This window comes from Streptomyces sp. NPDC101194 (assembly GCF_044767885.1).
In the GTDB taxonomy this organism is placed as follows: domain Bacteria; phylum Actinomycetota; class Actinomycetes; order Streptomycetales; family Streptomycetaceae; genus Streptomyces.
This window is the reverse complement of sequence record NZ_JBIWOS010000001.1, coordinates 1-12,753: the sequence shown is the minus strand read 5'-3', so window position 1 is coordinate 12,753 and position 12,753 is coordinate 1. Positions and strand designations below refer to the sequence as shown.

The following is a 12,753-nucleotide window of genomic DNA, read 5'->3' as shown; positions in this document are numbered from 1 at the left end:
CCAGGCTCCGGTGATCACCGGAGCCGCGGACTCGGTGACTTCCACCTCCTCCTCCCCCGTCGGCAGGGTCTCCACCCCACCGAATTCCCTGCTTCCGGACTACTGGTGAGTTGCCTGCCCGAAACCTGGCGGTGCATTCCTCGAGGTCCGGCATTCACCATTCCTCACAACCGAACATAGCCTGCCGGGCCTGATGTCGGCACCTGCTACTCGCACGTACCTCCGTTCAGGGCTTTTTACTCACCCACTACCTGCAACGATGCAAGTTCACTGACAGTTCCGGTTTATTTCGAAGGCCGACGGAGAAACTGCGACAACAGCCGCCAGCCCACTGCCGTGTGCGACGCCGTCGCGCCCGCCCACGGCCGCGATCGCCCGGGCCGCCTCGGCCAGCGAGGCACCGGTCGTCAGAAGGTCGTCCACCAGCACCACCCGTCCGGCCGCAAGCAGCCGTTCACCCCCGGCCACGACCTCCAGGGCCCCCGCGAGATTCGCCTGCCGCTGCCGGGCTCCGAGCCCCGCCTGATCGGCCACCGGACGCCGCTGTCGGAGCACCGCGACCACCCGGGCCCCAGTACCACGGCGCCGCAGCTCGCCTGCGGCTGCCAGCGCGATCCGCCGCGTCGGATCGTGGCCCCGCGCCGCCACGGCCCGCCGCGTCGACGGCACGGGGACGAGCAGCAGCGGGCCGACCACGCCCGCATGCCCCACCCCGGCCCGTACGGCCCCCGCCAGCGCCTTGCCGAGCGGCCCGGCAAGCCCCAGGGCACCCCGCTCCTTATGGGCCAGGAGCACCGCACGCACCGCGTTCTCGTAGCCGGCCGCCGCATGCACCACCGGCAGGCCCCTGGGCTCCGGCACCGGCCTCACCCGGCGCGGCGCCCGGCCGCACAGGTCCGCCCGGCACTCCTCGCACAGCTCCGTGCGCGGCCTGCCGCAGCCGCCACAGGACACCGGCAGGACCAGTCCGGAGATCTCCCGCCACCACCCCCGCATGACTCCACTGTGCCCCCCTCGAAGGCACCCGGCCACCCCTGTGGAAAACGCGGCGCCGCGCGCACGGTTTCCCGGCCCGGACTTGCGGGGTCTCAGCCCGGGTAGACCAGTGACCAGCCTTGCTTGACCACCGTCTGCCAGTTGTCACCCGGCGACAGCTTCACTATCCCGTCACTCGACGTGGCCGCCATCAGCGGCAACTGCTCGTCGTCAGCCGCAGCGACCGACGACACCTGGTTCACGCCGGGCAGAACACCGGACGCGGGCGTCGAACCGTCCACCTGCACATAGCGCACCTGCTGGACGCCGCCCTGCTCCTTGCCGACCACCACGAGACGGCTCCTGCCCGACCACGACATCGCGGTCACGTCCGTCAGCTGGGGGGCGGCCTGGCGCAACTCCACCACCGAGACCTGCTGATCCGTCTCCGGCCCGTGCCGCTCGATACGGCCGATCTTCAACGTGGTGTGGCCGTCCTGGGTCACCAGGAGCGCGATCCTCACTCCGTCCGCGGACATCCGCAGCGCCTCGATCCGACCGTCCAGGCTCGGCACGGAGACCTCCTCGGGCCTGCCCTCCCCGCCGGCCAGTCGCAGCAGCCTGCGGTTGCCGGGATCCCGGTCGGCCACCCAGAGGTCACCCCGGCCGTCCCAGCTCGGCACCGACAGACGGTCGTTCTGGTTCGCTGCCTTGCTGGTCACCGAGGCAGCCGGAAGCTCGCCGTCCGAGACGATGGACGACACATAGAGAGCCTTCTTGTCCCGCGAGACCGCAGCCGCCGACTGCTCGTCCCTCGCCACACCGACCGCGCCCATCCGCACCGGCCCATGGCCGAGCGGGCCGGTCACCGTCTCCGGAGTGCCACTGCCCTTGGTGCTACCGGGAATGCGCTCCACATGCCCCTTGTCGTCGATGAAGTACTGACTGTCCGGACCGCTCGACGAGCCGTCCGGGGCGAACTCCTCCGCCTGATCCGTCCCGAGAACGCACAGCGGGGAGCCGTCGGAGCGTTGGAGCTCGACCTGCTCGACCCGTGCGGACGTCAGGTCCCTCAAGGTGTAGAGGATCTGAGAGGCCATCATGCGACAGGAGCGCTGCCCGACGCCGTCCGCCTTCTTGCTGAGCGGGACCTTCAGAACATTGCGGTCGTCGGGGGTCAGGGAGGTGACGCCCTTCTTCAGCGTCGTACCTGCGGGGAAGCTGGAGCGGACCACCGGGCGCAGCCAACTGGTCGGCCCCACCAGCAGGCTTCGGACGGCCTGGGTCACGGTGTCCATCGTGGTGGCAGGGTCCGTCCGGCTGCGGAGGTAGACGGGGTCGGCGACGAGGGTCGACCGAGCCTCCGCCCGCCCTGCGGCGAAGTAGTACTTGTCGACGGAACGGTAGAGGCGTTTGAAGTCCGACTGCCCGAGCAGAAGACCGTCCGGCACGCCATCGATGCGCCACTCCTTGCCCTCCGGCCCGTTCTCTCTCACCAGGCGCAGCGTCTGGTTGTAGTCCGTGGGCGCGAGCGGCTGATAGGCGCTCTGGGCGTCGACCGTTGCCACCTTCTCACCGGTCAGGGTGTAGGTGACGTCCGTGACACCGGGGTCTCTGTCGCGGAAGGGGCGGTCGCTCCGGTTCGGCGCCTTGGTGAGCACCGTCGTGAACGCGCTCGGCCTCCACTTGCTCGCCGCCTTCTTCGTCAGGTACATGCGGGTCGTCCTGAAGCCCGGGTCATCGCTGGTCATGGACTCCAGGAAGCCGTCGACGACCTCCTCGGGGGTGGCGTTGTCGCGCGGCGCCACCGCGTACACCTGTACCTGGGAGTCACCGGGCTGCGACGCGTCCACAGCCTTGACGTCCCCGGTGACGGGCATCGAGCTGCACGCGGACAGCAGCAGGACACCGCATCCGAGCAGTGCGACCAGCCCCGGTACACGCTCATGGCCGCCCCTGTGACGGTCAGTGCCCATGGTTCGTGTCCCCCCGGTCCGGGTCCTGCCCTGCAGTGTCCAAATCTCCATCCGGTCGTTCCTCGGCGGGGCGCGCGACCACGCGTGCGCCGCTCCCCGGCAGGGCCGCCGGATGCACCGAGACCGGCGCCGTGCGGGAAGCCACGGGAGCACGCGAGGGTACGGGCAGTGCGGCGCGGTCGTTGCCTCCGGACTGCGGCGGCACCGCCGTCAGCCGGTGCTCGCTCCCGATCGTGGGAGCAGTCGCGGCTCGCTCCCGGTTCTCCCGGTTGCGCCGGGAATCCTCGGGTTCCAGCGGTATCGGCGATCCACGCAGCGGTTCGTCCGCCGTACGCGGCAGGGTGAGCCGGAACTGCGAGCCGCCGCCCGGCTCGCCCCATGCCTGCAGCCAGCCGCCGTGCAGCCTCGCGTCCTCCACGGCGATGGACAGTCCGAGTCCGGTGCCGCCGGTCGTCCGCGCGCGGGCCGGGTCGGCCCGCCAGAAGCGGTTGAACACCCTCGTTGCCTCGCCCGGCTTGAGCCCCACACCGTAGTCCCGGACGGCCACGGCGACCGCGCCGCCGGCCACCCCCATCCGCACCACGACATCCCGGCCCTCGCCGTGCTCCACGGCGTTGACCACCAGGTTGCGCAGGATGCGTTCGACCCGCCGTGCGTCGGCCTCCGCGATCACCGGCTGCTCGTCACCGACCACCCGGATCCGGGTGCCCTTGCGCTCGGCCAGCGGCTCGGCCCCGCCGATCACCCGTCGCACGACCTGTCGCAGATCTATCGGCTCGGCCTCCAGCGCCGCGGCGCCGGCGTCGAACCGGCTGATCTCCAGCAGATCGGAGAGCAGCGACTCGAACCGGTCGAGTTGATCCCCGAGCAGCTCCGCCGAGCGCGCCGTCACGGGATCGAAGTCGCTGCGGGCCTCGTGGATGACATCGGCGGCCATCCGCACGGTCGTGAGCGGTGTCCGCAGCTCGTGGGAGACATCGGAGACGAAGCGCCGCTGCATCCGCGACAGCTCCTCCAACTGCTGGATCTTCAGCTGCAGATTCTGCGCCATCTTGTTGAAGGCCTCACCGAGCCGCGCGATGTCGTCCTCGCCCGTGACCTTCATCCGCTCCTGGAGCCTGCCGGCGGAGAGCCGCTCGGCGATGCCCGCCGCCATCCGCACGGGTGTGACGACCTGCCGCACGACGAACCACGCGATGGCCCCGAGCAGCACCACGACGAACAGTCCCGCTGTTGCCAGCGTTCCCCTGACCAGCGTCAATGACTTCTCCTCCTGCGTCAGCGGGAAGAGGTAGTACAGCTGGTACGGATTGTGGTCGATGTCGTACAGCCGTTTGCCCACGACGAGTCCGGGCTGCGACGGCTGCCCGTTCGCGTACTGGATCCAGGAGTACGTCTGGAACGCCCCGGGGCCCTTGTTCACAGAGTCCCGCAGGCTCTGCGGAATACTCACCGCCTCCACGCTGCCCGAGCCGCGCGGAGCGCGGGTGCCCTCGTCGGCACTGAGCGCCACCACGTTGAAGGCGTTCTTGCCGCCGCTGGCGAGCTGATCGACGAGTTCGGTCCGCCAGGAGTTGTTGGCCGTCGTGCCGTCCGTCGCGTCACCGCCCTGCCCGCCGGGGACGAGCGGAGCGTTGGCCTTCTCCTGGGCTGCGGCAAAACCGCCGGCGGCCTGGGTCTGGGCAGCCTTGCCCTTCGCGTCGAGAAGGCCGTTGCGCACCTGCCCGATCACGACGAAGCCGAGCAGCAGCACCACACCGAGCGACATGAGCAGCGTGCCCGCCACGACCCTCAGCTGCAGATTCCGCCGCCACAGCCGCACGGCCGGCAGCAGCGGACGCCGCACCCAACGCATCAGCAATCGCGGCACAGGACCGCCGAGCGCCCGGTCCTGGATCAACCGGCCGCCCTGCAGAAGACGCCCCACCTGGGACGCCTTGTGTCCTGGAGCAGCAGCCCGCTCCGCACGGGCTCCCGGCTCCCCGGGCTGCGGAGCAGCGCTACCCAGGGGCATGTCAGCTCGGTCCGGCCTTGTAACCGACCCCTCGGACGGTCACCACGATCTCGGGCCTCTCCGGGTCCTTCTCGACCTTCGAGCGCAGTCGCTGGACATGCACGTTCACCAGCCGGGTGTCGGCTGCGTGACGGTACCCCCACACCTGCTCCAGCAGCACCTCACGGGTGAAGACCTGCCACGGCTTGCGGGCGAGCGCGACCAGCAGATCGAACTCCAGCGGGGTGAGGGCGATCGACTGCCCCTCCCTCTTCACCGAGTGACCGGCCACATCGATGACCAGATCCCCGATGGTCAGCTGCTCCGGCGCCGGTTCCTCCGACCTCCGCAGACGTGCCCTGATCCGGGCAACCAACTCCTTAGGTTTGAACGGCTTCACGATGTAGTCGTCGGCCCCGGACTCCAGACCCACCACCACATCAACCGTGTCGCTCTTGGCAGTGAGCATGACGATCGGCACACCCGACTCAGCCCTGATCAACCTGCAGACCTCGATGCCGTCCCTGCCGGGCAGCATCAGATCCAGCAGGACCAGGTCCGGCTTGGCCTCTCGAAATGCGGCAAGTGCCTTGTCGCCGTCCGCTACGAACGACGGCTCGAACCCCTCACCACGCAGCACAATCCCGAGCATCTCGGCCAGTGCGGTGTCGTCGTCGACGACAAGGACGCGTCCCTTCATAATCGACATCATCCCATTAGCTAATCGTTACCTGCGATGATCTGGCACACAGCTCTGCCAGTCCGACCCCCGTGACCGGGGAAACCACGCCCCCCTCCGTGACGATCGCCGTGACCAGCTCCGGCGGTGTGATGTCGAACGCGGGGTTGTACGCCGGGGCGCCCACGGGCGCCACGAGCAGGCCGCCGACGTCCCCGCCCGCGGCCTCCGCCCGCAAGGATGTGAACTCCGTCACTTCGCTCCCGGGTCGCTGCTCGACGTTGATCGACGCCCCGTCCACGGTGTCCAGATCGACGGTCGTGGTCGGCGCCACGACGATGAACGGTACGTGGTGGTACTTCGCGAGCACCGCCAGCGGGTAGCTGCCCACCTTGTTCGCCACCGATCCGTCCGCGGCGATGCGGTCCGCCCCGATGAGCACGGCGTCCACCTTCCCCGCGGCGAACAGCGAGCCTGCGGCGTTGTCCGTGAGCAGGCTGTACGGCATGCCGTTGCGCGCGGCCTCGTATGCGGTCAGGCGCGTCCCCTGCAGCAGGGGACGGGTCTCATCCACCCACAGCCGGCGCAGCCGGCCCTCCCGGTGTGCCCCGAGCGCCACCGCGAAAGCAGTGCCCCCACCACCCGAGACGAGCGCCCCTGTATTGCAGTGGGTCAGCAGTTGATGGACGGGACCCGGCAGCAGTTCGTCCAGTAGAGCGAGCCCGTGTCGCGCCATACGCCCGCTGGCCTCGGCATCTTCCCGGTGCAGTGCCCGGGCCTCGGCCAGCGCCGCCTCGGCGGCCCGCTCCGGACCGGCCCCCTTCCCGACTGCCGCCCGGTACGCCCCGACTGCCCGCCGCACCCCGTATCCAAGATTCACCGCGGTGGGCCTCGACCGCTCCAGCAGCCCCGCGGCCTCCACCACGTCATCGCCTCGCACCGCTGCGAGAGCCACCCCGTAAGCCCCCGCGATGCCCAGCAACGGCGCTCCACGTACTGCCAGCACCCGAATCGCCCGCACCAGCGCGGGCACATCGGTGCACACCAGCTCGACTTCCTCGACAGGCAGTCGCGTCTGGTCGAGAAGCACCAGTGCGGGGCCGTCCGGGAGGTCTTCCCAGCGAAGTACGGCGTGAGGCTCGATGCCCATCCGCGATTGCGCGTCCTGATCAGCCATCCGCCCAGTCTGCCCGGTGAGGCGCCCACAAATGAAGGCACGAACGAGATACGACGCCAGACCCGTACCCGAGCAACGCGTGGCACGATGGCTGCCAACCTGCCGTCCCGATGCGCGGACAGGACCATGAAGGAGCGAGAATGAACGACACTCCGGGCTGGGCCTCGCCCGGATCTGCCCCCTCCGAGGGTCAGGGGGCAGGCGTCCCCCGGCCTTCCGAGCCCATCGACGGCAGCGGCCCGGCGGCGAACTGGTCCCCCACTCAGCCGCCCGCAGGGCAGTGGTCCCCACCTGGCGCTCCTGGCACGGGCCCCGGCGCACCTCCCCCGGCCCCCGGCTGGGGCGGAGGGCCTCAGGGCCACGGCTGGGGGCCGCCGCCTGTGGCGGCCAAGCCCGGTGTCATCCCGCTCCGGCCACTCGGCGTCGGCGAGATCCTCGACGGCGCGGTCTCCACGATGCGCGCCCACTGGCGCGCGGTCCTCGGCATCACGTTGACCGTGTCCGTGATCGCCCAGGTCGCGATCACCCTTGTGCAACGCTATCTGCTGCCGGAACCCGCAGCGATCGACCCGAACGCCACCGGCCCGGAGGCACTCCGGCAGAGCGCCGACTCGGCGCAGTCGGCACTCATCAACAGCGTGCCGTCCCTGCTCATCACCATGATCGCCACGCTGATCACGACATCCGTACTGACCGTGGTGATCAGCCGCTCGGTGCTGGGCCGCCCGGTGACACTCGCCGACGCATGGCGCGAGGCCCGTCCCCGCCTTCCTCAGCTCCTGGGGCTCACGCTGCTGCTGACCCTGATCAGCGCCGCCATCATGACGGTCGGCCTGTTGCCGGGCATGCTGATCGGCTCCACCGCAGGCGCAGGGCTCGTCGTCATCGGGCTCCTGGCCGCGTTCGTCGTCGTCATCTGGCTGATGGTCCGCTTCTGCCTCGCCTCGCCGGCCCTGATGCTGGAGCGGCAATCGATCACGACCTCCATGCGTCGCTCCGACAAGCTGGTCAAGGGGGCGTGGTGGCGGACCTTCGGCGTCCTGGCTCTGACCTGCCTGCTGACACTCGTCGTGTCCGTGATCATCGCCATCCCGTTCAGCATCATCGCGATGACCGTGGACGGCGGCGGTATCGACCGCTTCCTCAGCGAAGGCTCCACGGACTTCGGCTGGCCGTTCCTGATCGTCTCCGGCATCGGCCAAGTGATCACCGCGACGATCACCTACCCGCTCTCCGCCGGCGTGATGGCCCTGCTCTACATCGATCAGCGCATCCGTCGCGAGGCACTCGACCTCGAACTCGCCCGCGCAGCCGGCCTGCCCGGATACGACACCAGGAGCTGATGCCATGTCGGGGGCGGGGGGCGCGGCAACGGCACGGCTACTGATCCGCACGAGCGGCGGCACACCTGTCGACACTCCACGTGTCCCCGCCCGCGAGGCGGCACGGCACGAGTTGTCCAAACCGATGTACCACGAGAACGATCCCAACCTCCTCCAACGCGGCATCGACCGTCTCTGGGGCTGGATCGGGGATCTCCTGAGCACAGCCTCCGGCGTTGCGCCGGGCGGCTCGCTCGGCCTTGTCGTACTCGTACTGATCGTCATCAGCCTGGTCGCCGCCCTCTGGTGGCGGCTGGGCACCCCGCACCGCACGGTGCGTTCCTCTGACGCCCTCTTCGACGACAGCCCCCGCAGCGCGGCCGAACACCGGACGGCCGCCGAAACCCACGCCGCTGCACATCGTTGGGACGCGGCGGTCCAGGAACGCATGCGAGCCATCGTCCGCGCTCTGGAAGAACGAGCCCTGCTCGACCCCCGCCCCGGACGTACCGCCGACGAGGCCGCCGCCGAGGCGAGCCATCCGCTGCCTGCACTCGCCACGCGACTCCACGCGGCCGCCAGAGCATTCGACGACGTCACATACGGCGGCCGCGCCGCGGACCAGCAGGCGTATCTGGACCTGCGAGCTCTTGACCTCGATCTCGAGACCTCGAAGCCTCTCCTGACATCCGCGGCCCAGGGAGCAGTCGAATGACCGAGGTCACCGCCGCCCCCACCGCCTCGGCCTCCCGCACCCCACGCCAGCTCTGGTCCCGCACCCGCGGTCTGCTGCTCGCCCTGCTCGTACTCCTCACAGCCGGAATCGCTCTGGCAAGCATGCGCTCCGGTGACCAGCACGGTCGCCTCGACCCCCGCTCCGCCGACCGCTACGGCAGCCGGGCCGTCGCCGAGCTCCTCAAGGACCACGGCGTCTCCGTTCACGTGGCCACCACGCTCGTCGACGCCACAGCTCAGGTCGGCGCCGACACCACGTTGCTCGTCGCCTCCCCCGATCTGCTGACACCACGCCAGCAGAGCGAACTGCGCGCCACGACCGAGCGCTCGGCCGGTCGAACCGTTCTGCTCGCGGCGGGCCCGCCGTCCGTGAGCAGCCTGCTTCCCGGCGTCCGCGCGGAGTCCCGGCGACCGGTGGTACCCCTCCCCCCGCAGTGCTCCTTGCCTGCCGCCCGCAGCGCCGGCGATGTCGAAACAGGAGGCTTCCGCTACGCCTCGGACAGCCTCGACACCGTCGGCTGCTTCCCGAGCGAGGGCCTTCCCACCCTGCTCCTGGTCGAACACAGCGCGGGCGACACCGTTCTCCTCGGTTCCCCCGACCTTCTCTACAACGACCGACTCGACAACGAGGGCAACGCCTCCCTGGCCCTTCAACTTCTTGGTTCCCGCCCACATCTGGTCTGGTACCTCCCCTCGCTCGCTGATACCTCCGCTGCCGCCGGGAACGGCGGAGACAATGCCGACGGCACTCAGGGCAGCCGCAGCTTCGCCGATCTGATCCCTCGAGGCTGGCTATGGGGCACCCTGCAACTCGCGCTCGCCGCTGCGCTCGCCGCCGTCTGGCGGGCCCGTCGTCTGGGCCCCCTGGTCACCGAGCGGCTGCCCGTGGCCATACGGGCCTCCGAATCCGCCGAGGGCCGAGCCCGCCTCTACCGAAGGGCGAACGCCCGCGATCGGGCTGCAGATGCGCTGCGTTCCGCCACCCGCACTCGCATAGCCCCACTCATCGGCGTGTCCCCGCGCGATGTCCATTCCCCCGCAACGCTCATCCCTGCTGTTTCCGCCCGTCTCGGCGCCACCCACAGCGACCTCCAAGCCCTGCTCTTCGGTCCTGCTCCGTCCGACGATGCCGCTCTTGTACATCTGGCAGACCAACTCGACACCCTCGAAAGAGAGGTACGCACGTCATGAGCGCCCCGCTCTCTGTGCCCGCCGGCACCACCGAGACTCTCGGGAACGGCGACACAGCCCGCGCATCCCTGGAAGCGCTGCGCTCCGAGATCGCCAAGGCCGTGGTCGGCCAGGACCCCGCAGTCACCGGACTCGTCGTCGCTCTGCTCTGCCGAGGCCATGTCCTTCTCGAAGGTGTCCCCGGCGTAGCCAAGACCCTCCTGGTACGGGCTCTCGCGGCCTCACTCGAACTCGACACCAAGCGTGTCCAGTTCACCCCCGACCTGATGCCGAGCGACGTCACGGGCTCACTCGTCTACGACGCCCGCACAGCAGAGTTCTCCTTCCAGCCCGGCCCCGTCTTCACCAATCTGCTTCTTGCCGACGAGATCAACCGCACGCCTCCGAAAACGCAGTCCTCCCTTCTGGAAGCAATGGAAGAGCGCCAGGTCACGGTCGACGGAACCCCCCGCGCCCTGCCCGACCCGTTCCTCGTCGCCGCCACGCAGAATCCCGTCGAATACGAGGGCACCTACCCGCTTCCAGAAGCCCAGCTGGACCGGTTCCTCCTCAAACTGACGGTGCCCCTGCCCTCCCGCGAAGAGGAGATCAGCGTCCTCACCCGGCATTCCACGGGCTTCGACCCGCGCGATCTCGAATCAGCGGGCATACGTCCCGTCGCCGGGGCAGCAGACCTGGAAACCGCCCGCGATGCAGTCGCCAGGACCAAGGTCTCCCCCGAGATCGCCGGCTACGTCGTCGATATCTGCCGTGCCACGCGTGAATCCCCCTCGCTCTCTCTCGGAGTCTCTCCCCGAGGCGCTACCGCTCTGCTGTCGACCGCCCGGGCCTGGGCCTGGCTCACCGGCCGCGACTACGTCATTCCGGACGATGTGAAGGCCCTGGCGCTCCCCACACTCCGCCACCGCGTCCAGCTGCGGCCCGAAGCGGAGATGGAGGGCGTCACCCCCGACTCCGTCATCACCGCGGTCCTCGCCCACGTACCCGTACCCCGATGAGGCGGTGAAAGTGGTCCTCACCGGACGTACCGCCTTGCTGGCCGCCCTGGGGTCACTCCCAGTAGGCATCCTGGCCCCCAGCTGGACAGGCATGCTCGCGGTCAACGCACCGCTCTCTCTAGCAATTCTGTGCGACTACGCCCTGGCTGCACCAGTGCGAACGCTTAAGTTCACTCGATCCGGCGATACAACTGTTCGACTGGGTGAGACCGCAGACGTACAACTCACCGTAACCAATCCTTCCCGCCGTCGTCTGCGCGCACACCTCCGCGATGCCTGGCCCCCCAGTAGTTGGCCCACCGGAGCCGAGCAGGCATCGTCGCGTCATGCGCTGACGGTTCCGGCAGGGGAACGGCGACGGGTGAGCACCACTCTGCGACCGACACGGCGGGGTGACCGCCGGGCCGAGCGTGTCACCGTCCGCTCCTTCGGGCCTCTGGGGCTGGCGGCCCGCCAGGGAAATCACGAGGTGCCCTGGACGGTACGTGTCCTGCCGCCCTTCACCAGCCGTAAGCATCTGCCGTCCCGCCTCGCCAGGCTCCGCGAGCTCGATGGCCGCACCAGTGTCCTGACACGTGGAGCCGGCACGGAATTCGACAGTCTCCGTGCCTACGTGCCTGGTGACGACACCCGCTCCATCGACTGGCGAGCCACGGCACGTCAATCCGCCGTCGCAGTCCGGACGTGGCGGCCCGAGCGTGACCGCCACATTCTCGTTGTCCTGGACACCGGCCGTACATCGGCGGGTCGTGCAGGCGACGTGCCCCGTCTCGACGCCTCACTGGATGCGGCACTGCTTCTCACCGCACTGGCCACTCGCGCGGGCGACCGCGTCGATCTGCTCGCCTACGACCGCCGTATCCGCGCCCACGTCCAGGGCCGGTCAGCCGGGGACGTCCTGTCGGCCATGGTGAATGCCTTGGCACCGATCGAACCAGCACTCGTGGAAACGGATGCCCGGGGACTGAGCACTGCCGTGCTGACCGGCGCCCCTCGTCGCTCCCTGATCGTGCTCCTCACAGGCCTGGACGCAGCTCCCGTGGAGGAGGGCTTGCTGCCCGTCCTCCCCCGACTGACTCAGCGCCACACCGTGCTGGTGGCTTCGGTGGCTGACCCGCACATCGAAAAAATGGCCGAGGCCAGGGGAAGCGTGGATGCCGTCTACCAGGCCGCCGCCGGCGCACAAGCCCGAGCGAGACGACTTCACACGGCAGAGCAACTCCGACGGCACGGCGCGGTGGTTCTCGATGCCGCCCCGGACAACCTCGCCCCCGCTCTCGCCGACGCCTACCTGGCTCTGAAGGAGGCAGGTCGCCTCTGACCGGCCCCCTATACCTACATCAACGGAATCCACTCATCGGGGGAGGGACCCGCCCGATTAACCCTGAAACGCAGAAAAGCCCCGTGCCACAAGGGCACGGGGCTTCTCCGTAAAAGGAGTTCGGCGGCGTCCTACTCTCCCACAGGGTCCCCCCTGCAGTACCATCGGCGCTGAAAGGCTTAGCTTCCGGGTTCGGAATGTAACCGGGCGTTTCCCTAACGCAATGACCACCGAAACACTATGAAATTAACCAACACCGGAAAAAACACGGCCGTTCGTTATTTCAGAACAAACACAGTGGACGCGAGCAACTGAGGACAAGCCCTCGGCCTATTAGTACCAGTCAGCTCCACCCGTTACCGGGCTTCCACATCTGGCCTATCAAC

General features: G+C 69.1%; 10 protein-coding genes and 2 rRNA genes. 5 read left to right on the top strand and 7 right to left on the bottom strand.

The window, feature by feature from the left end; all coding sequences use genetic code 11:
- Window positions 1–267 precede the first annotated feature (267 nt).
- The 5 genes from ACIRP2_RS00060 to mtnA all read right to left on the bottom strand — a co-directional run bounded on the left by ACIRP2_RS00060 (window position 268) and on the right by mtnA (window position 6,800).
- The gene (locus tag ACIRP2_RS00060; protein WP_404244898.1) at window positions 268–996 is read right to left on the bottom strand and encodes a ComF family protein; all 729 of its coding nucleotides are present in this window, start codon (window positions 994–996) and stop codon (window positions 268–270) included.
- Between the two features lie 92 nt (window positions 997–1,088).
- The gene (locus ACIRP2_RS00055) at window positions 1,089–2,951 is read right to left on the bottom strand and encodes an LpqB family beta-propeller domain-containing protein (protein WP_404244896.1); all 1,863 of its coding nucleotides are present in this window, start codon (window positions 2,949–2,951) and stop codon (window positions 1,089–1,091) included.
- The gene (mtrB, locus tag ACIRP2_RS00050) at window positions 2,941–4,965 is read right to left on the bottom strand and encodes an MtrAB system histidine kinase MtrB (protein WP_404244894.1); all 2,025 of its coding nucleotides are present in this window, start codon (window positions 4,963–4,965) and stop codon (window positions 2,941–2,943) included. The genes ACIRP2_RS00055 and mtrB overlap by 11 nt, the downstream gene beginning before the upstream one ends.
- 1 nt (window position 4,966) lies before the next feature.
- A complete protein-coding gene (mtrA, locus tag ACIRP2_RS00045) occupies window positions 4,967–5,656 on the bottom strand; it encodes a two-component system response regulator MtrA (RefSeq protein WP_007448372.1) in 690 nt (229 codons plus the stop codon).
- A 4-nt stretch (window positions 5,657–5,660) separates the two neighbouring features.
- Window positions 5,661–6,800, bottom strand: a complete 1,140-nt coding sequence (gene mtnA / locus ACIRP2_RS00040) for an S-methyl-5-thioribose-1-phosphate isomerase (protein ID WP_404244892.1) — start codon at window positions 6,798–6,800, stop codon at window positions 5,661–5,663.
- Window positions 6,801–6,940: 140 nt separating this feature from the next.
- Here mtnA and ACIRP2_RS00035 point away from each other — a divergent pair, with 140 nt between their 5' ends.
- Genes ACIRP2_RS00035 through ACIRP2_RS00015 form a run of 5 tightly spaced genes read left to right on the top strand, consistent with a single transcriptional unit; the run spans window position 6,941 to window position 12,367 of the window.
- Window positions 6,941–8,143: a glycerophosphoryl diester phosphodiesterase membrane domain-containing protein gene (locus ACIRP2_RS00035; RefSeq protein ID WP_404244890.1), complete on the top strand. Its 1,203-nt coding sequence runs from the start codon at window positions 6,941–6,943 to the stop codon at window positions 8,141–8,143.
- A 4-nt stretch (window positions 8,144–8,147) separates the two neighbouring features.
- Window positions 8,148–8,837 carry a DUF4129 domain-containing protein gene (locus ACIRP2_RS00030; protein WP_404244888.1) on the top strand — a complete coding sequence of 230 codons (690 nt, stop codon included), beginning with the start codon at window positions 8,148–8,150 and terminating at the stop codon, window positions 8,835–8,837.
- Window positions 8,834–10,048, top strand: a complete 1,215-nt coding sequence (locus ACIRP2_RS00025) for a DUF4350 domain-containing protein (protein WP_404244886.1) — start codon at window positions 8,834–8,836, stop codon at window positions 10,046–10,048. The genes ACIRP2_RS00030 and ACIRP2_RS00025 overlap by 4 nt, the downstream gene beginning before the upstream one ends.
- Window positions 10,045–11,046 (top strand): AAA family ATPase, encoded by a 1,002-nt coding sequence (locus ACIRP2_RS00020; protein WP_404244884.1) that lies wholly within the window; start codon window positions 10,045–10,047, stop codon window positions 11,044–11,046. Before ACIRP2_RS00025 ends, ACIRP2_RS00020 begins: the two co-directional genes overlap by 4 nt.
- A 10-nt stretch (window positions 11,047–11,056) precedes the next feature.
- Entirely contained in the window at window positions 11,057–12,367 is a 1,311-nt protein-coding gene (locus ACIRP2_RS00015) for a DUF58 domain-containing protein (protein WP_404247101.1), read from the top strand.
- 118 nt (window positions 12,368–12,485) lie between these two features.
- Here ACIRP2_RS00015 and rrf read toward each other — a convergent pair.
- Both rrf and ACIRP2_RS00005 read right to left on the bottom strand, forming a co-directional pair.
- Window positions 12,486–12,602, bottom strand: a 5S ribosomal RNA gene (gene rrf / locus ACIRP2_RS00010).
- A gap of 78 nt (window positions 12,603–12,680) precedes the next feature.
- Window positions 12,681–12,753 (bottom strand): 23S ribosomal RNA (locus ACIRP2_RS00005); the annotation flags it as partial.